This is a genomic window from Streptococcus sp. HMSC076C08 (assembly GCF_001810825.1).
Taxonomy (GTDB): domain Bacteria; phylum Bacillota; class Bacilli; order Lactobacillales; family Streptococcaceae; genus Streptococcus.
The window spans coordinates 31,075-54,166 of record NZ_KV802736.1 but is presented as its reverse complement, the minus strand read 5'-3'; the positions used below and the strand labels follow the sequence as shown (position 1 = coordinate 54,166).

At 41.9% G+C, this 23,092-nt stretch carries 18 protein-coding genes and 1 pseudogene; 16 read left to right on the top strand and 3 right to left on the bottom strand.

Going from position 1 to position 23,092, the window contains the following annotated elements; all coding sequences use genetic code 11:
* The 7 genes and pseudogenes from HMPREF2766_RS08490 to HMPREF2766_RS08460 all read left to right on the top strand — a co-directional run.
* Window positions 1–1,390 (top strand): annotated as a pseudogene (locus HMPREF2766_RS08490) (hypothetical protein); the annotation flags it as partial.
* Window positions 1,383–2,090 carry a macro domain-containing protein gene (locus HMPREF2766_RS08485; protein ID WP_070569301.1) on the top strand — a complete coding sequence of 236 codons (708 nt, stop codon included), beginning with the start codon at window positions 1,383–1,385 and terminating at the stop codon, window positions 2,088–2,090. The pseudogene HMPREF2766_RS08490 and the gene HMPREF2766_RS08485, both read left to right, overlap by 8 nt.
* A 224-nt stretch (window positions 2,091–2,314) precedes the next feature.
* Complete coding sequence (locus tag HMPREF2766_RS08480) at window positions 2,315–3,073, top strand: isoprenyl transferase (protein ID WP_049538512.1); 759 nt, start codon at window positions 2,315–2,317, stop codon at window positions 3,071–3,073.
* Window positions 3,074–3,081: 8 nt separating this feature from the next.
* A complete protein-coding gene (locus HMPREF2766_RS08475; protein WP_070569299.1) occupies window positions 3,082–3,885 on the top strand; it encodes a phosphatidate cytidylyltransferase in 804 nt (267 codons plus the stop codon).
* A 15-nt stretch (window positions 3,886–3,900) separates the two neighbouring features.
* Window positions 3,901–5,157 (top strand): RIP metalloprotease RseP, encoded by a 1,257-nt coding sequence (gene rseP, locus HMPREF2766_RS08470; RefSeq protein WP_070569296.1) that lies wholly within the window; start codon window positions 3,901–3,903, stop codon window positions 5,155–5,157.
* 16 nt (window positions 5,158–5,173) lie between these two features.
* Window positions 5,174–7,027, top strand: a complete 1,854-nt coding sequence (locus HMPREF2766_RS08465) for a proline--tRNA ligase (protein WP_070569293.1) — start codon at window positions 5,174–5,176, stop codon at window positions 7,025–7,027.
* A 97-nt stretch (window positions 7,028–7,124) separates the two neighbouring features.
* A complete protein-coding gene (locus tag HMPREF2766_RS08460; protein WP_070569290.1) occupies window positions 7,125–8,504 on the top strand; it encodes a glycoside hydrolase family 1 protein in 1,380 nt (459 codons plus the stop codon).
* Between the two features lie 38 nt (window positions 8,505–8,542).
* Here the strand turns inward: HMPREF2766_RS08460 and HMPREF2766_RS08455 are convergent, their stop codons facing one another.
* Window positions 8,543–8,956, bottom strand: coding sequence for an EamA family transporter (locus HMPREF2766_RS08455; protein ID WP_000264204.1), 414 nt, complete (start codon window positions 8,954–8,956; stop codon window positions 8,543–8,545).
* 215 nt (window positions 8,957–9,171) lie between these two features.
* Here HMPREF2766_RS08455 and glmS point away from each other — a divergent pair, with 215 nt between their 5' ends.
* Window positions 9,172–10,980 (top strand): glutamine--fructose-6-phosphate transaminase (isomerizing), encoded by a 1,809-nt coding sequence (gene glmS / locus HMPREF2766_RS08450; protein WP_042902946.1) that lies wholly within the window; start codon window positions 9,172–9,174, stop codon window positions 10,978–10,980.
* A gap of 110 nt (window positions 10,981–11,090) precedes the next feature.
* On the top strand, window positions 11,091–12,143 hold the full coding sequence (locus tag HMPREF2766_RS08445; RefSeq protein WP_042902945.1) for an LLM class flavin-dependent oxidoreductase: 1,053 nt from the start codon (window positions 11,091–11,093) through the stop codon (window positions 12,141–12,143).
* A 230-nt stretch (window positions 12,144–12,373) separates the two neighbouring features.
* On the opposite strand, the gene HMPREF2766_RS08440 is transcribed toward HMPREF2766_RS08445, so the two are convergent.
* Window positions 12,374–13,231: a 5'-nucleotidase, lipoprotein e(P4) family gene (locus HMPREF2766_RS08440; RefSeq protein WP_065371543.1), complete on the bottom strand. Its 858-nt coding sequence runs from the start codon at window positions 13,229–13,231 to the stop codon at window positions 12,374–12,376.
* A 367-nt stretch (window positions 13,232–13,598) separates the two neighbouring features.
* Here HMPREF2766_RS08440 and HMPREF2766_RS08435 point away from each other — a divergent pair, with 367 nt between their 5' ends.
* The 7 genes from HMPREF2766_RS08435 to HMPREF2766_RS08405 are packed head-to-tail and all read left to right on the top strand — an operon-like array spanning window position 13,599 to window position 18,934.
* Window positions 13,599–14,603 (top strand): uroporphyrinogen decarboxylase family protein, encoded by a 1,005-nt coding sequence (locus tag HMPREF2766_RS08435; RefSeq protein ID WP_070569288.1) that lies wholly within the window; start codon window positions 13,599–13,601, stop codon window positions 14,601–14,603.
* Between the two features lie 11 nt (window positions 14,604–14,614).
* Window positions 14,615–14,818: a hypothetical protein gene (locus tag HMPREF2766_RS08430; protein WP_000837737.1), complete on the top strand. Its 204-nt coding sequence runs from the start codon at window positions 14,615–14,617 to the stop codon at window positions 14,816–14,818.
* Between the two features lie 2 nt (window positions 14,819–14,820).
* Window positions 14,821–15,819 carry a uroporphyrinogen decarboxylase family protein gene (locus HMPREF2766_RS08425; RefSeq protein WP_001291555.1) on the top strand — a complete coding sequence of 333 codons (999 nt, stop codon included), beginning with the start codon at window positions 14,821–14,823 and terminating at the stop codon, window positions 15,817–15,819.
* 11 nt (window positions 15,820–15,830) lie between these two features.
* A complete protein-coding gene (locus tag HMPREF2766_RS08420) occupies window positions 15,831–16,709 on the top strand; it encodes a transporter substrate-binding domain-containing protein (protein ID WP_000037003.1) in 879 nt (292 codons plus the stop codon).
* Window positions 16,710–16,741: 32 nt separating this feature from the next.
* Window positions 16,742–17,434: an amino acid ABC transporter permease gene (locus tag HMPREF2766_RS08415; protein WP_070569285.1), complete on the top strand. Its 693-nt coding sequence runs from the start codon at window positions 16,742–16,744 to the stop codon at window positions 17,432–17,434.
* Between the two features lie 3 nt (window positions 17,435–17,437).
* Window positions 17,438–18,160, top strand: coding sequence for an amino acid ABC transporter permease (locus HMPREF2766_RS08410; RefSeq protein WP_000350561.1), 723 nt, complete (start codon window positions 17,438–17,440; stop codon window positions 18,158–18,160).
* A gap of 9 nt (window positions 18,161–18,169) precedes the next feature.
* A complete protein-coding gene (locus tag HMPREF2766_RS08405) occupies window positions 18,170–18,934 on the top strand; it encodes an amino acid ABC transporter ATP-binding protein (protein WP_000942252.1) in 765 nt (254 codons plus the stop codon).
* Between the two features lie 187 nt (window positions 18,935–19,121).
* Here the strand turns inward: HMPREF2766_RS08405 and HMPREF2766_RS08400 are convergent, their stop codons facing one another.
* On the bottom strand, window positions 19,122–22,838 hold the full coding sequence (locus HMPREF2766_RS08400) for a pullulanase (protein WP_070569282.1): 3,717 nt from the start codon (window positions 22,836–22,838) through the stop codon (window positions 19,122–19,124).
* Window positions 22,839–23,092 lie beyond the last annotated feature (254 nt).

Genomic DNA, 23,092 nt, shown 5'->3' with positions numbered 1-23,092 from the left:
TGTCGAACTTTCGAAAAAATTTATTAAATATTTTTATGATTTTGTTGATGATGAATTTTTTTTAGAACTATATGATTATTGGTATCAGTTATGTGCGATAGAAACAATTTCTCAAAATCTACATAAATTAGATGGAAAAGTTCGAGATAAAACTATGTTTTACAAAAAACTAGAGAATATTAAATCTATTAATGATGAATTGATAGGTACTTTTGTAGAATATTATGAAGACTTATTAAAAAAATGTTTTTTTGAAAATGATAAAGAGTTGATTGTTAGTTTACAAGATAATTTCAGAAAACCAAAATATAAATATCAAGATGATAATTATTTACTTAACTACGAGATTCAACTAAAAAAACTATACGAGATATTCGAGCACATTGGTGAGGAAGAGTTTCAAAAGTTTAAAATAGAATCTAATCAATTTAATAAACTAAATGATTTACTCAAAGAGTGGAATAAAAATAATGGATATCCTAAAAAAATTGGAAACGAGGATATACTTTTAGAAGATTATGAAAAAAAATCAACTCTTCGATTTGCTCAAGCAAATCTTTATTCTTATGAAAAAAGATTAGAAATGTTTATTAAAACATCAGAAAATCTCTCCTCTCTTTCTGACATTGTAACTGTTTTAAATTTATCAGATAAATATAATGCGGATATTATTTCTTTCCCAGAGCAAGGGATTAGTATTGAAGATATTGTTACTGTCGTAAAGCATGCAGTAAAGACTAAAACACTGATAGTAGGTGGGTTAGATTTTATATTAATTAACGGAAGAGTCTTAAATCTAACTATTGTTATTATTCCACTAAAAACAACAATAAAAGGTGTTGAATACAAAGATGCTCATATTCAACTAATTCCGAAGATATATCCGTCGCCGGAAGAATATGATAAATTTAGGCAGAGTAGGCCTGAAGGTAAGAATATTAATTGGACAATGTACATTCCAAAAGAAGAATTTAATCACACTTTTAGCTTCAGAGGATGTAAGCATGCTTTTTTAAATTGTTATGAAGCGACTTCAATCGATTTGAAATACGAAATTTCTAAAGAAGAACCAACTATCATACATCTAATTACTAATAATAAAGACATAAAATATTATTATCAAATTTCTGAAAGTCTTTCTAGAGATTTGATGGCCGTAACGAGTATAACAAATTATTCTAAGTTGGGTGGAGTTCAAATTTTTATTCCTTATAAAGAGGAGTATAAGCGTGTGGTTTCGAGTCATAAAGGATCTAAAAATACACATGTGGATATTTGTGATATTGAATTTGATGACATAAATAATAAACGACGAAATAATTTAAATTCAAATATGAAACAGAATCCTCCAAAATACTATTATAGAAATGTAGAGGAGTATTATGATTAGCAAAATTAAAGAGTATGGACCAATTACATTAGCGTGGTTTGGTGGTATACAATTTTTACAGCCATTGATTCCAAACGATCCTAGAAAATATATTACTTATCAAATATTAATCTTGTTAGTTTCATTTATAATTGCATATATTTACAAGAAGAATCGATATAAATTTTTGAGTAATACACAAAAACTAAATCTAAAAATTTATTATGATGATATTTTCAAGACGAAATATAATGATTATATCCGAGTTATTGCAACCGATGATGATTTAACGGTTGATAAAACTAAAATTAGTCCAAAGTCTGTATATTCTCACTTTCTTAGTAGAATTAATGTGCTTGATTTAGAAAATGTAAGGATGGAGACTAATCGAATTGTAACAATACAAAATAATTCTTCTGTATATTATCTAATTAAAATTGCTTGCCTTGATGAAAATGATACGATGATTTTAGAAGATATTAGAGACTATTTTTCAATGTTGTATGACCTTTGTGAATATATAGAAAATAATGCAAAAGGAAGGAAAATAGTATGTCCTGTTTTGGGTGGAAGAATAAGTTTCAAGAATTCAATACCTACTAGTTCTGATAGACTTAGTCTGATGAAATTAGCATTTGAAACCTATTGTTTTAAAAGAGAGATTGATATTACGATTGTTGTGAAAAAGGATAATACAAGGCCTAAAAAGTATGCAATATAAAAAGGAAACTTTATGATAGGAGCTGTATACTGAACTCATAAGTTAAGAGGAACTTAACTTAAACTCCTAAAACTTTTTCATAATAATCTCCCTATAAAATAAAGTCGCCCAATCAGGCGACTTATTTTTTGTCTGCCTGCAAGCAGGGGCAGTAACTTAGCAATAGAAGAAAATAGGGAAATATGGTATAATGAAACGATAGATTTTTGAATAGGAATATGATCATGTTTGGATTTTTTAAGAAAGATAAAGCTGTAGAAGTTGAGGTTCCAACACAGGTTCCTGCTCATATTGGCATCATCATGGATGGGAATGGCCGCTGGGCTAAAAAACGGATGCAACCACGGGTTTTTGGTCATAAGGCGGGGATGGAAGCCCTCCAAAAGGTGACCAAGGCGGCTAACAAGATGGGAGTTAAGGTTATCACAGTCTATGCCTTTTCAACGGAAAATTGGACACGCCCAGATCAAGAAGTCAAGTTTATCATGAACTTGCCAGTCGAGTTTTATGATAACTACGTCCCCGAATTACATGCAAATAATGTTAAGATTCAGATGATCGGGGAGACAGACCGTCTGCCTAAGCCGACTTTTGAAGCTTTGAAAAAAGCAGAGGAGTTGACCAAGAACAATACAGGCTTGATTCTCAATTTTGCCCTTAATTATGGTGGTCGTGCTGAAATCACGCAGGCTCTTAAGAGCTTGGCTCAGGAAGTTCTAGATGCCAAAATCAATCCTGGCGATATCACAGAAGATATGATTGGGGATTACCTTTTCACGCAACACCTGCCAAAGGATTTGCGAGATCCAGATTTGATTATCCGTACAAGTGGTGAGTTGCGTTTAAGTAATTTCTTGCCGTGGCAAGCAGCCTATAGCGAGCTTTATTTTACGGATACCTTGTGGCCTGATTTTGATGAAGCTGCCTTGCAGGAAGCTATTGCTGCTTTTAACCATCGCAATCGCCGTTTTGGAGGAGTTTAGGAGAAGATATGACCAAGGATTTACAAAAGAGAACATTGTTTGCAGTATTGGCCCTGGCGATTTTCCTTCCAGTCTTGTTTGTGGGAGGACTCTTGTTACAGATAGGCATTGGTTTGTTAGCCATGCTAGCTGTTTATGAACTCTTGCACATGAAGGGGCTAAAGACCATGACCATCGAGGGCGCTTTGACTCTTTTTGCGACCTTCGCTCTTACAGTTCCTTTAGAAAATTACCTAACTTTTTTGCCTGTTGATGGGAATGTAGTTGCCTATAGTGTTCTGATTACCATAATGCTAGGGACAACCGTTTTCAGTAAAAACTATACGATTGAAGATGCCGCTTTCCCAATTGCTGTGAGCTTTTATGTTGGTTTTGGCTTCAATGCCTTACTAGATGCTCGGGTGGCAGGTTTTGACAAGGTGCTTTTGGCCCTTTTTATCGTTTGGGCGACAGATAGCGCAGCCTACCTGACAGGGATGAATTTTGGTAAACATAAGTTGGCTCCGAGAGTTTCTCCTAATAAGAGTATTGAGGGCTTTGTCGGGGGTATTCTAGGTGCGGTACTGATAACGGTAATCTTCATGCTAGTGGACAGTACAGTTGCTCTTCCTTATGGGATTTATAGAATGAGTCTCTTTGCTGCCTTCTTCAGTGTGGCAGGTCAGTTTGGTGACTTGATTGAGAGTGCCATGAAACGCCATTTCGGTGTCAAGGATTCTGGAAAATTTATCCCTGGACATGGTGGTGTATTGGATCGCTTTGACAGCATGCTGATTGTGTTTCCAATGATGCACTTATTTGGCCTGTTTTAAAGAAAGGAATATTGAATGATTGGATTGCTAACCTTTATCCTCGTTTTTGGGATTATTGTGGTGGTGCATGAGTTTGGACATTTTTATTTTGCCAAGAAATCGGGCATTTTAGTTCGTGAATTTGCCATTGGTATGGGGCCCAAGATTTTTTCCCATATCGGTAAGGATGGCACTGCTTATACCATTCGAATCCTTCCTCTAGGAGGCTATGTTCGTATGGCAGGCTGGGGTGATGATACGACAGAAATTAAGACAGGAACTCCGGTCAGTTTAACACTTGCCGACGATGGTAAGGTCAAACGGATCAACCTCTCAGGGAAGAAACTGGATCAAACGGCTCTTCCTATGCAGGTAACCCAGTTTGACTTTGAAGACAAGCTCTTTATTAAGGGTTTGGTCCTGGAAGAAGAAAAGACTTTTACAGTGGATCATGATGCAACGGTTGTTGAAGAAGACGGAACCGAAGTACGCATTGCCCCTCTGGATGTACAGTATCAAAATGCTTCTATTTGGGGCAAGCTCATCACCAACTTTGCAGGTCCCATGAATAACTTTATCTTAGGTGTTGTTGTTTTTTGGATCTTGATCTTTTTGCAGGGCGGTGTTAGAGATACTCAGACCAATCTCTTTCATGTCATGCCAGAGGGAGCTTTGGCTAAGGTAGGCGTAGCTGAGACCGCTCAAATTACCAAGGTCGGCTCGCATGAGGTTAAGAATTGGCAAGACTTGACTCAGGCTGTGGAAGCAGATACCAAGGACAAGACAGCCCCGACCTTGGATGTGACCATTTCTGAAAATGGTAGTGAAAAGCAAGTTACGGTGACTCCAGAAGAAAATCAAGGACGCTATATTCTTGGGGTTCAACCGGGAGTCAAGTCAGACTTTCTATCCATGTTTGTTGGTGGCTTTACAACCGCTGCTGATTCAGGGCTTCGTATCCTTTCGGCTCTGAAAAACTTGATTTTCCATCCAGATTTGAACAAACTCGGCGGTCCCGTTGCCATTTTTAAGGCAAGTAGCGATGCTGCTAAAAATGGTCTTGAGAATGTCCTCTATTTCCTAGCTATGATTTCCATCAATATCGGAATTTTTAATTTGATTCCGATTCCGGCTTTGGATGGTGGAAAGATTGTGCTCAATATCCTAGAGGCTATCCGCCGTAAACCCCTTAAACAAGAAATTGAAACCTATGTCACCATGGCTGGTGTAGTTATCATGGTTGTCTTGATGCTAGCTGTAACCTGGAATGACATTATGCGACTCTTCTTTTAGATAATCGAGGAATATTATGAAACAAAGTAAAATGCTAATCCCTACACTTCGCGAAATGCCAAGCGATGCTCAAGTTATCAGCCACGCCCTTATGTTGCGTGCTGGTTATGTTCGTCAAGTTTCTGCCGGTGTCTACTCTTACCTACCACTCGCTAACCGTGTGATTGAAAAGGCTAAGAATATCATGCGCCAAGAGTTTGATAAGATTGGTGCGGTGGAAATGTTGGCTCCTGCCCTTCTCAGTGCCGATCTCTGGCGCGAATCCGGCCGTTACGAAACCTATGGTGAAGACCTTTATAAACTGAAAAATCGTGAAAAGTCAGACTTTATCCTAGGTCCGACACACGAAGAAACTTTTACAGCTATTGTTCGTGACTCTGTGAAATCTTACAAGCAATTGCCACTCAACCTTTACCAAATCCAGCCCAAGTACCGTGATGAAAAACGTCCACGTAACGGACTTCTCCGTACGCGTGAATTCATCATGAAAGACGGCTATAGTTTCCATGCTAATTACGATAGTTTGGATGTGACTTATGACGAGTACAAAGCGGCCTATGAACGAATTTTCACTCGTAGTGGTTTGGATTTCAAGGCTATCATCGGTGACGGTGGTGCCATGGGTGGTAAGGATAGCCAAGAATTTATGGCCATTACACCAGCCCGTACAGACCTTGACCGCTGGGTTGTCTTGGACAAGTCAGTTGCCTCATTTGATGAAATTCCTGCAGAAGTGCAAGAAGAAATCAAGGCAGAATTGCTCAAATGGATGGTTTCTGGTGAAGACACTATTGCCTACTCAAGTGAGTCTAGCTATGCAGCTAACTTAGAAATGGCAACAAACGAGTACAGACCAAGCAACCGTGTCGTTGCGGAAGAAGAAGTGACTCGCGTCGAAACTCCAGGTGTAAAATCCATCGATGAAGTCGCAGCCTTCCTAAATGTCCCAGAAGAACAAACAATCAAAACCCTCTTCTACATGGCAGATGGTGAGCTTGTTGCAGCCCTTCTAGTTGGAAATGACCAACTCAATGAAGTTAAGTTGAAAAACCACTTGGGTGCAGATTTCTTTGATGTTGCGAGCGAGGAAGAAGTAGCAAATGTTATATCGGCTGGCTTTGGTTCGCTTGGCCCAGTTGGTTTGCCAGAAAATGTGAAAATCATTGCAGACCGTAAGGTACAAGATGTTCGCAATGCTGTTGTGGGGGCCAACGAAGATGGCTACCACTTGACGGGTGTGAACCCAGGTCGTGATTTCACTGCAGAATACGTGGATATCCGCGAAGTTCGTGAGGGTGAAATTTCACCAGACGGACAAGGCGTTCTTAACTTCGCGCGTGGTATTGAGATCGGTCATATTTTCAAACTCGGAACTCGCTACTCAGCAAGCATGGGTGCAGATGTTTTGGATGAAAATGGTCGTGCTGTGCCAATTATCATGGGTTGTTACGGTATCGGTGTTAGCCGTCTTCTCTCAGCCGTTATGGAGCAACACGCTCGCCTCTTTGTTAACAAAACGCCTAAAGGGGAATACCGTTATGCTTGGGGAGTTAACTTCCCTAAAGAATTGGCGCCATTTGATGTGCACTTGATCACTGTCAATGTCAAAGACGAAGAAGCACAAGCCTTGACAGATAAACTTGAAGCAAGCTTGATGGGAGCTGGTTACGAAGTCTTGACGGATGACCGCAACGAACGTGTCGGAGTGAAGTTTAGCGATAGCGACTTGATTGGGTTGCCAATCCGTATCACTGTTGGGAAAAAAGCAGCTGATGGCATCGTAGAAGTTAAGATTAAGGCGACTGGTGACACCATCGAAGTTCACGCAGACAACTTGCTCGAAACCCTTGAAATCCTCAGCAAGAAATAAAACTATAATCAGAAGAAAAACAAGGCAAAAATGTAACTAGTTTTTACCTTGTTTTTTCTATATAATGGGGAAAATGAGTAAATGAAGAGGTATAACAATGCTAAAATTTCCAAAGGATTTTGTTTGGGGTTCCTCCACTTCTGGACCACAGACAGAAGGACGAGTGCTTGGTGATGGTAAAGGAGATAATCTCTGGGATTATTGGTATCAGGTGGAACCCAATCGCTACTACAATGGGATTGGACCTGACAAAACATCGACTTTCTATGAAAACTGGAAAAAGGATATTGAGCTTTTGGTAGAGACTGGGCATACAGCCTTCCGAACTTCTATCCAGTGGTCTCGTATTTTCCCACAGGGCCGTGAAGAGGTCAATCCGCAAGGGGTGGCTTTCTACCGTCAGGTCTTTGAAGCCATTAAGGCCAAGGGAATTCGTCTCTTAGTTAATCTCTATCACTTCGACCTGCCTTTTGCCCTCCAAGAAGACGGCGATGGTTGGGAAAATAAGGCAACTGTCAAGGCTTATGAAGACTATGCTCGTTTTTGTTTTGAGACATACGGTGACTTGGTGGACCAATGGATTACCTTTAACGAGCCCATCGTTCCCGTAGAGTTTGGCTATTTTTACGATGCCCACTATCCTCACAAGGTAGATGCCAAAGTAGCAGTTAAGGTTGCCTATCATACGCAACTGGCTAGTAGTCTTGCGGTTAAGGCCTGTCATGAAGTTTTGCCTGATTCCAAGATTGGGATTGTCCTCAACTTGACACCAGCCTATCCACGTAGCCAGCATCCCGCAGATGTCAAGGCTGCTCGCATTGCGGATCTCTTCCAAGCCCAATCTTTCCTAGATCCGTCTGTCTTGGGAGCTTATCCAGAAGAATTGGTGGAAATTTTAGCTGAGCATGATTTACTACCAGATTCTACAGCAGAAGAGTTGGAACTGATTCGTCAGCATACAGTGGACTTTCTTGGAGTCAATTACTACCAGCCTTTGCGTGTCATGGCTCCGCGTTTTGCCAAACATCCTGACAGTCCCCTCTTACCAGAACATTTCTATGAGCCTTACGTCATGCCAGGCCGTAAAATTAACCCACACCGTGGTTGGGAAATTTATGAGCAAGGGATTTATGATATTGCCCAAAATATCAAGGAAAATTATGGTAATATTGAGTGGATGTTGACAGAGAATGGTATGGGTGTTGAAGGGGAAGAAAAATTCCGTCAAGATGGGATGATTCAAGATGATTACCGTATTGACTTTGTCAAAGGACATCTTCGTGAACTTCACCGTGCGATTGAAGATGGAGCCAACTGTAAAGGATACTTAATATGGACCTTTATTGACTGCTGGTCATGGCTCAATAGCTATAAAAACCGCTACGGTCTAGTTGAGCTTGACTTGGAAACACAGGAACGTCGTCTAAAAAAATCAGGCCATTGGTTCAAGGAACTCAGCGACCATAATGGATTTTAAGAATAAAAAGAGTGAGATGGTGTTCATCTCACTTTTTATTACAATATCATCACCAAGGTCCCAATCGTAATCAGGATACAGCCAATAATTGTTTTAAACGTCAGGACATCCTGTAGGAAGAAAAAGGCTAGAACGAGGGTAATGACGAGACTGAATTTATCGACAGCAGATACCTCAGTCGCATTGCCCATCTGTAGGGCCTTGTAGTAGCAGAGCCAGGAGGCGCCAGTGGCTAAGCCTGATAAGATGAGAAAGAGCCAACTTTTTTTACTGATGTTGACAATTTCGGTCTGACTATTGGTCAAGAAAACCATAGCCCAGGCCATAAGAATGACGACGACTGTACGAATAGCAGTTGCTAGATTGGATGGAACTCCTTCAATCCCAATCTTGGCTAAAATTGACGTTAAGGCTGCAAAGATAGCTGATAAAAGTGCGAAGAAAAACCACATGGCGAATACCTCCTCCCCTTATTATAAGTAATTGATGCCGACTTGTCAGGTATCAAGTGAAATCTTGATAAAATACCAGATAGAAAAACTATACCAATTTTTATCCTTGACAAGTGAGAAAAACAAGTATATACTGTTTTTGCTGATTCCGTAAAGCGAGAATTAGACTATACCAATTTAAGGAGAAAGCACAGCTGGTCTGTGTCGTATATACTATGTGTGGAATTGTTGGTGTTGTTGGAAACACAAATGCAACTGATATTTTGATTCAAGGGCTTGAAAAGCTCGAATACCGTGGCTATGATTCTGCGGGGATTTTTGTCCTAGGTGGTGCTGAAAATCATCTAGTCAAGGCTGTCGGTCGTATCGCAGAATTGTCTGCCAAGACAGCTGGTGTTGAGGGAACAACAGGTATCGGACATACGCGTTGGGCGACTCACGGGAAACCAACGGAAGATAATGCTCACCCACACCGCTCTGAGACGGGACGTTTTGTCTTGGTGCACAATGGAGTGATTGAAAACTACCTTGAAATCAAGGAAGAATACCTTGCAGGTCACCACTTCAAGGGGCAAACCGATACGGAAATCGCTGTTCACTTGATTGGGAAATTTGCAGAAGAAGAAGGTCTCTCAGTTCTTGAAGCCTTCAAAAAAGCCCTTCACATCATTCGTGGTTCTTATGCCTTTGCCTTGATTGACTCTGAAAATCCAGATGTCATCTATGTCGCTAAGAACAAATCACCACTCTTGATTGGTCTTGGAGAAGGCTACAACATGGTCTGCTCAGATGCTATGGCTATGATTCGTGAGACCAACCAATACATGGAAATTCATGACCAAGAGTTGGTAATCGTCAAGGCTGATAGCGTCGAAGTTCAAGACTATGATGGTAACAGTCGTGAGCGTGCTAGCTATACTGCTGAGCTCGACTTGTCAGATATCGGTAAGGGGACTTATCCTTACTACATGCTCAAGGAAATTGATGAGCAACCAACGGTTATGCGTAAACTCATCCAAGCCTACACAGATGAGGCTGGTCAAGTAGTCGTTGACCCAGCTATCATCAAGGCTATTCAAGATGCAGACCGTATTTACATTCTTGCAGCTGGGACATCTTACCACGCAGGATTTGCTTCTAAAAAAATGCTGGAAGAATTGACAGATACACCTGTTGAACTTGGAATCTCATCTGAGTGGGGCTACGGTATGCCACTTCTCAGCAAGAAACCACTCTTTATCTTTATCAGTCAGTCTGGTGAAACAGCGGATAGCCGTCAGGTTTTGGTCAAGGCTAATGAAATGGGAATCCCAAGCTTGACAGTGACAAACGTCCCAGGTTCAACCCTTTCACGTGAAGCCAATCATACCATGCTTCTTCACGCAGGACCTGAAATTGCCGTGGCATCAACCAAGGCCTACACAGCGCAAATCGCAGCCCTTGCCTTCCTTGCAAAAGCAGTCGGAGAGGCAAACGGCAATGCCAAAGCGCAAGCCTTTGACCTGGTTCATGAGTTGTCAATCGTAGCTCAGTCTATCGAATCAACTCTTTCTGAAAAAGAAACCATTGATGCCAAGGTTCGTGACCTTCTTGAAACCACTCGCAATGCCTTTTACATTGGACGTGGTCAAGACTACTATGTAGCCATGGAAGCGAGCCTCAAACTCAAAGAGATTTCTTACATCCAGTGTGAAGGCTTTGCGGCAGGAGAACTCAAGCATGGAACCATTGCCTTGATTGAAGAAGGAACGCCTGTCTTGGCCCTCTTGTCAGATCCAATCCTTGCTAACCACACTCGTGGAAATATCCAAGAGGTTGCAGCCCGTGGTGCTAAGGTTCTCACTATCGCAGAAGAAAATGTTGCTAAAGAGACAGACGATATCGTCCTTACGACCGTCCACCCTTACCTCTCACCAATCTCAATGGTCGTACCAACGCAATTGGTCGCTTACTTTGCAACACTCCACCGTGGCCTTGATGTGGACAAACCACGTAACCTTGCTAAGTCAGTAACAGTAGAATAAGCTAAGAAAGTCTAGTTCATCTAGACTTTTTCTAATGAGCAAATTTATTGGAAATAAAACTAATTAGTGATAAAATACCCTAAAACTAAAAGAGATAGCGAGGAAACAGGATGGTAGAATTAGGAATTTCAACATTTGGTGAAACAACAGCTCTAGAAGCGACCGGGCAGATTTACAGTCATGATGAACGCATTCGTCAGTTGGTGGCAGAAATTGAGCTGGCTGATAAGGTTGGTTTGGATGTGTACGGGATTGGGGAGCATCATCGGGAGGACTTTGCGGTATCGGCGCCAGAGATTGTTCTTGCAGCTGGGGCAGTCAATACCAAAAAGATTCGTTTGACTAGTGCGGTCAGCATTCTCTCGAGTATGGATCCGATTCGCTTGTTCCAACAATATGCTACCATCGATGCCTTGTCAAATGGACGGGCAGAGATTATGGCTGGGCGTGGTTCATTTACCGAGTCTTTCCCACTGTTTGGCTATGACTTGAAAGACTATGAAACTCTCTTTGATGAAAAGTTAGATCTGCTTCAGTTGGCAAATGAAAGCACCAAAGTGAATTGGCAAGGTCAATTGACCCAAACGATTTCTGGCAAAGAAGTCTATCCCCGTCCTGTTCAGGACAAATTGCCATTGTGGGTGGCGACAGGTGGCCATGTCGAATCAACAGTGAAGATTGCTCGGGCAGGGCTGTCGATTGTCTATGCCATTATCGGTGGCAATCCGCGTTATTTTAAAAAGCTGATTCAAGCTTATCGTGAGATTGGAAGGGATGCCGGTCATGCGGATAAAGACCTGAAAGTGGGGGCTCATTCTTGGGGCTGGATTGCTGAGGATGGCGAACAGGCTGTAAAAGATTATTTCCATCCGACTAAGCAAGTGGTGGATGCGATTTCCAAGGACCGTCCACACTGGCAGGAGTTGACCTATGAGCAATATTTGGAGCAAGTTGGTCCAAATGGTGCCATGTTTGTGGGAAATCCAGACCAGGTAGCAGAAAAATTGATTCGCATGATTGAGGATTTAGGCTTGGACCGTTTCATGCTCCATCTACCGCTTGGTTCCATGCCTCATGATCAAGTTTTGAGAGCTATTGAACTTTTTGGAACGCAAGTCGCACCAAAAGTGCGTGCTTACTTTGCCATGAAAGAAGGGTTATAAAAAAATCCAATCAGTTGAGTCGATTGGTGAGGAACACCCATGGATTCAGCAACAGGTGGAAGTGGTACAAGCGATAGAGCATACTATCTAGTGGAATATATACTAGTTTATACCAAGTACAAGATAAAATAGCAAAAAAGGCGATTATCCAAGCGGAAATCGTCTTTTTTGATATTCTCACAAATACGATATCTTGTGGTTGGTGTAAACTGGTAGATAGTTCTCTTATTTTATTTATCAAAACCTTGTAAGTTTTTTTGGCGCTCTTCAGTTTGACCCTTGGCATCCAATTTATTACCATTGTAAACAGTACTTTCCCATGATCCGTACATTGGGTTAGGGAAAATGATGAATTTCTCACCAAACTCTTTTTGTAATTCCTCTAATTTTTGGTCGCGCTCAGTTTCAGAGGTCTTTGAAAACTCTGCAAAGTCCACAAGATTGTCTCCTAGTAGCATGACTAAGTTGGTTTTTTCTTGGACTGCTTGTCTACGACCTTCTTTAGATTTGACGCCTTTTTCTAAGAACATGAGATGATCGCGGCTTTGTACAGGAATCCCTTCGTTTTCTAGGTTTTTGATCGTATCATCTACCTGATCTATCGTGCGGTCAGATACATAGTAAATTTGGACACCGTTTTGGTCTGCAAATTGGAGAAAGTCTTTAGCACCTGGTACAGCCTTGGCTGCGGCCTTTTTTACCCAGACATCCCAGTTTTCTGGGGTAAATGCTGTTCCATCTTTGACATTTTGCGCTTGATAAGGGCTATTGTCTAATACGGTTTCGTCTAAGTCCAAAACGATAGAGTAGGGTTTATCTGTCTGTGTTTTTAGTAGTTCTTTCAAACGATTAGTAGCGACATTGTAACCTTGTAGATAGAGTGCCTTGGTTTCAGCTGCTTTTTGATACCAAAGAGTTGACATAGTATTTTCTCTTGAACGCAACTGATCATAGGTCATTGTAACCTGATTGTCAGATGTACTACTTTGTGTTGTCTGTGAATTTGCCGAATTTGTACCACAGCCAGTCAGTAAAATGACGGAAGCAAGTGTAGAAGCAATTGTAATGGTAACTTTGGATATTTTCATAATCCCATCCTCCTAATAATAGTCTATTAATATTGTAGCGTTTTCGCGGGATTTGTGCAAGGGAATATTGGGAGAAAATAAATTTTTCAGTAGTAATTTGGTATTAGGATAAAATTATGTACTTAATTTGGGAATGAAGATGGATATAAAATTTTCCAATCGGCTTGATAGAAAATCTATATCAGCTCCTTTTTGAAAAATAGATGAAAATAAAGTAAATCTTTGAAAGGCTAGTAACATCAAGCTTTTCAGGGATTTTTTTCTTTATAGATATAAAAATTTCCAATCGAGTTGATAGTCAATATATATTGGGAAAAGGGGAAAAGGAGTGGTAAGATGGTTTCAATCCAAATGGAAGGAGAGAGGTATGGCAAGTAAAAGAGATCTAGTCTTTAGAGCGATTCGAGGCGATGAAGTGGAAAGAGTTCCTGTCGGATTTTGGTTTCATTTTGTAACACTCGAAGAAAAGGGGCAGGGATTAAATAATCCACGTATCTTTCAAAAAAGTGTTGATGGGCATCGCAACTATGTGGAAAGGATTCGCCCTGATTTTGTCAAAATTATGAGCGACGGTTTTTTCCTTTATCCAAGTAATGTCTATAGTCCTAAGATCGCAAGCATTCAGGAGCTGTCTTCTATTGAGTCGATTAGTGAGGAACACCCATGGATTCAGCAACAGGTGGAAGTGGTACAAGCGATTCGAGAGACCTTTACAGAAGAGATTGCTTCTTTCTACAATATCTTTTCACCGATCTCCTACCTCAAGCGCTGGTTCCGTACAGAAACTTCTCGAGGAGATAAGGAAGTGGCTAATCTATTGCTTGAAAATCCTGAGCAATTCAGAGTGATTCTAGATGTGATCGCAGGAGATATTGCTTCCCTAACTCAGAAAATCATTCAGCAAGGCGGTGTTGACGGGATTTACCTTAGCACCCAGGAAATTCAAGATGAGCGCATCACACCAGCACTCTACCAAACCTATATCGAACCGAGCAATATAGCGATTTTGGAGGCAGCCAATCAGGTTGGTGGGACCAATATCCTCCATATCTGTGGTTTTGAAGGTGCGAGCAATGATGTGACGATATTTAAGGACTATCCAGCTCAAGTGGTCAACTGGGCGACTCATCATGAGGATGTTAGTTTGACACAAGGTCAAGAGTTGTTTCCAGGCAAGGCCGTTTTAGGTGGATTTGAAAATGGCAAAAAAAGTTTGCTTTATCAAGGTTCCAAGGCGGAATTGCAAGATGAAACAAGACGGTTGCTGGCTGAAGCGGGTAGTAAAGGCGTTCTTCTGGGAGCTGACTGTACTGTTCCAGATGACTTTGACTTAGAGAGGTTGGACTGGATTCGGCAGGCAGCTGTTCTCTAAAAGGAGGAGTTATGAAAAGTAAAAGATGGGGCATCTTCATTGCAGTTGTCGGTTTGCTGGCTTTGGTTGCCATAAGCGTCGTAAAAAATGGGCATTGTAAAAATGGAGAGAGATGTCGTGGAGTTCAGGATTTTTCCAAGTCCAGTCTTCCCTTTCTACGCTCGAATGATATCGCAAGCAGTTTATTAGTTGAAAAAGTAAGAAATGGAGAATAAGAATGTCAGAAAAAAGAGAATGGGTTTTAAAAGCATTTAGAGGTGAAAAGGTTGATCGTGTGCCAGTTGGTTTTTGGCACCATTTCACATCCGAAGACGAATGGCTACACGGTTTCTCAAATCCAGTCATTATCGAGAAGAATATCGAGGGCCATAAGCGCTTTATACGAGAAATTCAGCCAGACTTTATCAAGTTAATGAGTGATGGCTACTTTGCTTATCCAAATCCAGCGATTGCCAAAGGCAAATCACTTCAAGAATTGGCGACCATTCAACCACTCGGACCAGAGCACGCTTGGATAAAAGAGCAGGTGGCCTTGGTTCAGAAAATCAAGCAAGAGTTTACAGAAGATATCGTTGCGATTTACAATATTTTTGCTCCTGTGACCTATCTCAAGTGGCTACTGGGGGAAGTGTCTGGTGGCGATGATCTCATTGCTGATTTTTTGGTGGAAGATCCTAAAGCTCTTAAGAAGGTGTTGGATGTGATTGCAGAGGATATTGCGAGTCTCAGCCGAGCTGTTATCGAAGAGGCTGGTGCTGATGGAATCTACCTCAGCGTGCAGAGTATCCAAGATCAACGAGTGTCGGCAGCAGATTATCAAGCCGTCATTGCACCTAGCGAGATAACGGTTCTGGAAGCAGCTAGTGCTGTTGGTGGAGTCACAGTTCTTCATATCTGTGGCTACGAGGGAGCGCGAAATGATATTCACCTTTTTGCAGACTATCCAGCCCAAGTCTTTAACTGGGCTGTAGGACCAGAGGGAATCACTCTCAAGGAAGGTCGTGAGATTTTCAAGGGACGTACGGTTCTTGGAGGATTTGAAAATGGCAAGACAGGCTTACTGTATACTGGTAGCAAGGATGCCATTCAGGCTGAGGCAAAGAAACTAGTTGCAGAAGCTGGGGAACAGGGCTTGGTACTTGGGGCAGATTGTACCATTCCAAGTGATATCGCAGTTGAACGTATCCAGTGGGTGAGAGAAGCGCTTGAAAACTAAAGGAGAAAAAGATGAGTAAAAAAGCATGGATTATCGGTGGTGTAGCAGTTGTTGCAGTAATTGGGGCAACGATTATCGGGAGAAGTTTAGCTGGCGCTCCAGCCAAGGAGGGAGAAACGGCTTCGTCTGCTGAAGTCATAACCTTGAAGGTTGCCCATACACAAAACTACGTACCTTATGACTTTGTCAATGAAAAAGGGGAATCAGATGGTTATGAAGTAGCTGTTTTGAAGGCTGTTGATGAGAAGTTGGCAAACTATCAATTTGAATATACAGGTACCAGTGATGATGACCTCTTGATTGGTCTGGAATCAGGCAAGTATGACATCGGAACCAAGGGAGCTTGGTACACAGATGAACGAGCTAAAAAGTTTGTCATTCCATCTGAACCAGTGGGAGCGAGCATCATCGGATTTACTGTCAGAAAAGAAGATGAACAGAAATACAAAACAATTGATGACTTTGCTAAGAATAAAGGGAAATTGGTTCCCATCTCTCCACAGAATGCTCAATGGAATGTTATCACCAGCTACAATGAAAAACATCAGGACGCACCGATTGAGCTAACAGCAGCAGAATCCTTTAAAGTAGCAGATGCCTATGCCTGGGTCTTAGAAGGACGTTATGACGCCTTCTTTGATATCAAACTGTCCTTTGAAAAAGCAGTTACCGCAGAAGATGGCCCTTACCACCAATATGCGGATAAACTCAGCTGGTTCCCATACAAGGGCATTCCAACTTATCCCTTGATTCACCGTGATGAAAAGGGTGAGAAATTCGCTAAAGAATATGAAAAAGCAATCAAAGAGTTGAAGGAAGATGGAACGCTTGCTAAGTTATCTCAGCAATACTTTAAAGAAGATGTCTTTAGTTATGTAGACAAAGACTAGACCAGAAATTCCAAGACTAGAAAGGGTTTTGCATGGTTTCTTATGATTTTTCCAAGGTCTTTCAGTTTTTGCCGACCTTATGGCAGGCACTTCCTATGACCTTGTTCATTCTCTTTTTTACCACTCTTCTTGGTTCCCTTTTTGGAGGTCTCTTGGCCTGGGCACAAGTAGGAGATGACAAGAGTTTTGCAGCGATTTCCAAAGGCTATATCTTTACCCTACGTTGTACACCGCCGATTGTCTTGCTTTTTCTAGTCTTTTATGGCTTGCCAGAATTTCTGAAATGGTGGCTTGGTTTGGATATCAACAACTGGTCTAAAACTATTTTTGTTCTCTTGACGATGATTCTCTTGTTTGCGGCTATTGTTGCCGAGGTTTTCAAGGCGGCCTATCAAGCTATTCCAAAGGGGCAGACAGAGGCCGGGCTTAGTATTGGTTTGACTCCAAGTCAGACTTTTTGGAGAATCATTTTTCCTCAAGCTTTTCAAGTTGCTCTTCCCAATATAACAACTGCTATTCTCAATCTCATGCGGGATGCTGCCTTGGCCTATACGATTGGTTTTGTTGATGTTATGGGGGCCGGGAATCTCTTGATCAGTCGCAATTTAGGGAACTACTCTCTGGAAACCTATACGGCAGTTGCGCTTCTTTATTGGGGGATTGCCTTGGTTATTTCTAGCTTGAGTCGTTTGCTTGAGAAGTCTTTGGAAACAAAAGGGAGGTAAGAAATGGATATAGACTATATTGTAAAGACCTTTCTGGAGACCTTGAAGGGTGTGCCAATCACCTTGATTATCATGATTGTGGCTATGGTCTTAAGCTTTTTACCAGCTCTATTTTTAGCCTTGGGGCAGATTTACAAGGTTCGAGGTGTGAGGAGTTTTTCTCTGGTCTATCTGGCCTTTATCCGAGCGACTCCTCCGATTTTATTGATTCTCTTCTTTTATAGTTTGTTTCCAAGCCTGCTGAATCAATTTCTCAAAAGCATAGGAAGTGACTTTGATATTTTCAAACTTGATCCTCTCTATTATGCCTTTATCATTTATAGTTTGATGACAGTCGGGAGTTTGTCGGAGATTTTGCGTTCAGCTATCTTGACGGTGGACAAGGGACAACTAGAGGCAGCGCATGCGATTGGCTTGACTACGCCCCAGGCCTATCTAAGGATTGTTTTTCCTCAAGCCTTGCGCTCAGCCTTGCCTAACTTGGCCAATCTGGTGATCAATATCGTCAAGGGAACCTCCCTGGTCTTTGTTATGACCATCAAGGATATCACCGCTATTGCTCGTGTGGAAGCGTCCTACGGTTACCAGTATTTTGAGTCATATTTTGTGATCTTTTTGCAGTATATTTTGATCTGTGGTTTGATTCAGTGGGGCTTCTCTCTACTGGAAAAAGGCTATGTGAAAAAAGAAAAAAGTGCAAAAGCATCTAGTGCGCGTTTTGTATAGGAGGACAGGATGTTACAAGTAGAACATATCGCAAAAACATTTGGTGAGAGGCAGGTGCTGGAGGATGTCAATCTCCAGGTCAACCAAGGGGATGTCGTCGTTATCTTAGGGCCATCAGGTTCGGGGAAAACGACCTTTCTCCGTTGTCTCAACCACTTAGAAAAAGCTGATAGTGGCCGTTTGACCTTGGCAGGAAAAACCTATGACTTAGCCAAATTAAGCAAGAAAGACATTCTAGAAATTCGCCAAAAAACAGCCTTTGTTTTCCAGCACTACAATCTTTTTGCGAATAAAACTGCTCTGGAAAATATTCTAGAAGGCCTAATCGTAGCTCGTAAAGTTCCCAAGGAAGAAGCGCTCAAACGTGCAGAATCTGCCTTGGAAAAAGTTGGTTTACTTGCTTATAAGGACTACTACCCTTCACAACTATCTGGAGGGCAACAACAACGAATAGGAATTGCGCGTGCCATTGCCGTCAAGCCCGAGGTCATTTTGCTAGATGAACCAACTTCTGCACTAGACCCTGAGTTGGTTGGAGATGTTTTGGATGTTCTGAAACAGTTGGCGGGAGAAGGTGTGACCATGGTGGTCGTCACGCATGAGATGGGATTTGCTAGAGATGTCGCAAACCACGTTATTTTCATGGATGGAGGCCGTATCGTAGAGGAGAACAATCCCCACGATTTCTTTAGTCGTCCACAAGAAGAACGAACCAAGCAGTTTCTGGCTCGTATCTTATCAGATGCAACCTATAGTGTAGAATATATGATTTGATAGATAAGTGTATCATAAAAACAACACCCCATGGCTAGAAGAGTCTTCTAATCATGGGGTGTTTTTCTATAGGAGGGCTAGTTTATACTCTTCGAAAATCTTTTTAAACTACGTCAGCTTCGCCTTGTCGTACTCGAGTAAAGCCTGCGGCTAGCTTCCTAGTTTACTCTTTGATTTTCATTGAGCATTATTTCTTTTTCTTGTTTTTCATCAACCATCCAAGTCCGAGAAGGGCAAGGATGCTAAATCCAGCAAGGGCAAGGAGGGATTTGCTCTCAGTTCCTGTGTTTGGAAGGAGGTTCTGAGAGTGAGCCTCTGCAGCAGTTTCTTGAGAGTCAGGATTTGCTACTAGGTTTTGAGCTTGGCCTTGTTCTGGTTCAACTTCCAAGCTAGAAAGATTAAACTCTGGTTTTTCTTCCACAGCTGGGGCGACAATGGCACCACCTTGAGACAAGCGGAGAACAACGGCAGTGAGAGCGTTCAATTTTAAGCCTTTTTCAGTCCATTCGAGACCTTGAGGTTTAGCGATTCCTACTGGTCCGGCTTGATTTTCATCTGCCAGGACTTCAGCCTTTCTCAAGTGAGCAAATGCAGTTCCTAGAGTAAATTCACGAGCCTTATCATCCGCATTGACAAAGACAGCGTAGACATCACCGTTTGGAGCAGTGATTTGGTAGCCGATGGTCACATCTTCTTTTTCAACGCCATTTTGTCCTGGAACAGTAATGAGGTGGACGCGCTCTTTGATGTCTTGCAGACTCTTGAGTCGGAAGGCATCTGTCGATTGACGAAGGGCGATCAATCCTTTCATGTAGTTACGGCTCTTGACATTTTCAGGGAAGGCTTTACCATCTGTTGCCTTGGTCCAATCAAACTTGTTGACAGCATCACTAGAGTCGTAAGAGTCATGGATAAAGTAAGGATAGACAAAAGGCTTGCCGTCCTTATCACGCAATAAGTGAGACTTGTTTGGAACTTTATCTTCAGGAACAGGAGTCTTATAGGCTGGGTCTAGGAATTGTTTGGTACGTCCGTATTCCTGACCAGAGTGGATAAAGGGAGTTCCTTGAGCAGTCAAGACCATGAGGTTTCCAAGTCGCAAACGACGATGAATCTCAGCGTAGTTTTCAGCCTTGCTAGGGTCTTTTTTGATAGACTGGGCAATGATGTCAAAGAGGGTCAAGTTATCATGGGCTGCAATGTACTGGATAACATCTCCAGGACTGTCTGCTTCAAAGTTAGTTGGTTGAGCAATCAGATTTTTAAAGATGGTATTGATATCGCGTTTTCCACCTGTGATAAAGGCAGGTTGACCTTCGTTTGGATAGCCAGACTTGAGGTTGTTACGGATGTCGTCTGAAAAGACAGCGACAGTATCTGTTTTCTTCATCCAATCTTGGTCAGCAGGTTGTACAGGCGTATTTTCATCACCAGTATAGGTTCTCCAGCCTTCACCTAGCATGATAAGATTTGGATTGAGGGCGCGTGCAGCTTTATACGCTTCTTCGATAGAAGCCGCATCGTGGTCACCCATCATATCAAAGCGGAAACCATCTACTTTGTAAGTTTCAACCAGATACTTGATGGAGTCTACCAAGACACGTTTAGACATGTAGTGGGTAGTTCCCAAACGGCCGCCTCCGAAGCTAGTACGTGGAGTTCCGTCTGCGTCCATAAAGTGATAGTAGTTTGGCTCAATATCCTCAAAAATATCAACGTTGGCAGTATGGTTGTAGACTACATCCAAGATAGCTCCCATACCACGTTTATGGATCTCGTTGATGAGGTTTTTGAATTCTGCGATACGTTTTTCTGGATCCTTAGGATCGCTTGAGTACATACCAGTCAAGGAGAAGTAGTTTTGAGGGTCATATCCCCAGTTATAGTTGCTGTTGCTTGAAGCGTAGGCAGACAAACGTTCTTGGTTCTTCAATTCATTGACAAAGTAGTAGGACAAGACTGGAAGGAGCTGGATGTGGGTCACACCCAAGTCTTTGAGATAGTCTAGTTTTTCGATAAAGGCTTCAAAGGTACCAAATGGCTTGGTCAAGTCTTTTGCGATGGCAGGATCCGAAGTGAAGTCACGCACATGAGCCTCATAGATAACAGCATCTTCACGTGATTTGAAGTTACGAATCTTTCCATAGGTCAAGTCTTGCGGACCTAACTTCGCTGGATCGACAAAGGCAGCTTTAGCGACCTTATGAGCGGCATCTGTTTTTGCTAGGTCACTGTTCCAAGCCGCTAATGATTTGGCATAAGGGTCAAGAACGAGGACAGTTTTACCTTGGCGCTCGATCTGGTAGTGGTAGTAATAGCCAGTGTAGTTGCTGATACCGAGACCAGAGTTTGCATCCAGAGTTTGTTTCCAGGTTCCTTTTTCTCCTTTTTCAAAGGCGACAGTTCCAACTACTTTTTCAGGGTCTTTCTTGTCATAGACAACAACGGAAACCTTATCAGCACTTGGAGACCAGAGCGTGAGGTCAACACGCTTGCCATCTTCTTTTAGAGTTGCGCCGAGTGGACCATCGTAACTGTAGGATTCATCCTTGAGGCGCCAGCTTGAACGTGTGGTAAAGCGGTCTGAATTGTAGCTGACAGTGTACGGGTGTTGGGTGTCAGAGAAGTTGCCGATGTAGGTCACTTTTTTACCTGCCTCATCCACTTCCACGTCTGTGATAGCTACTTTATTCCCTTGGTAATCAGTGATGCTGGAGTGTTTGAGGATATCGTCTTTCTTAGCTCCAACGAGGGTAGAAAAACTGCTTTCGATACGAGATTTAGCCACGTGTTGGGCACCAGTCATACGGATATCGTGAACGTAGTAGGGGTTGGTGTAGATGGTTTCGTCATCATCTTTGAGGAAAATCTGACTGTGATTTTTTAGATCAGTGAATTTATAATCTTCTTTTCTGATTTTCACATCGTCGCCTTTCTTGCTTTCGTCTAGTAATAAAAATCCAAATTCTCTTGCAGCTTCATTGAGTGGGATATCAATGTAGCGACCATATTTTCCAGTTGCGGTAAAGTCAGTACCGTCAGGCCATTCTCCACTGCTTGGGTTTTTGACATCGCCCCAATACCAAAGAGATTTTTTATCATAGTTGCCATCGGTGCGGTAGTAGTTGACACGAATAGTTCCTGCTGGTTGAGGGCGGTAGTTGTATACCTTGTAGTTTTCATCTAGCCAGGCCTCGTTCATTTTCGGAGAGAGGCGCTCTACCGAACGGTCCCCAGTCAAGTTATCTCCTTTGGTATTGTTGATAAGGAAGCTGACTTTCTTGGCTTGCTCATTTTTGAGTTTGACATCTAGGTAATAGCCGTAGTCATCTTGCTTGGCATCCTTGAAGGACTTGGCTCCATTGGGCCAGTTTTCAGACGGTTTTTCAACATCGTCCCAAGTCCAAAGACCTTGAGAATCTTTGTTTTCTTCTGGGAGTTTTTTTACGTGGATGCGGAAGTGGTTGTCTGCGATGGGTTCTTCAGAAGATGTGTCAGCTTGTGGTTTTTGATCTGAAGTTGGCGCCGAAGTGCTGGCATCTACTTTCTCTTCCGCGCTATTAGCCTGACTTGTAGCAGCATCTTCTGTTTTAGGTGTTTCTGGTACCGTAGTAGTTTCCACAGCTGGAGCTTCTTTTTTAGAATCAAGGGAAGCGTTTGCATTCTTTTGTTCAGAAATAGGCGTTTCCGTTTGAGTTTGACTCGTTTCAATCTCAGTAGGGGCCTTGGTCACAGCGCTGGTATTTTCCTGAGTTTGAGGAAGGTTTTCGTTGGCCGAAATAGTTGGCATTGTAGCAGAAAGCAAGACAATACTGGCACCAATAAGGACAGAACCAGTTCCGTTCTTCAAGGAACGGATACCATAAATCATTTTTTTCTCAGTTTGAGATGGGATCTTTTTCATCACAATTCTCCTTGTGTAGTTGTTCCCTAACAGTATAGCACGAGGTAAACATTAGTGCAAGCGTTTTCCTGATTTTTGAGAGAAAATATAATGCTTCATTCTCTTGAAATTTTAAAATAATATATAGGAAAAGATTGTTTAAAAAATAGTAAAAAAACCTTGAAAAATCTAGCTAAATAAGGTATAATAAAAGTAATCATTTGTCGTAGGTTTTGTCTGAAATATTGTCCAGACAAGGCTCACAGCAGTTAAAT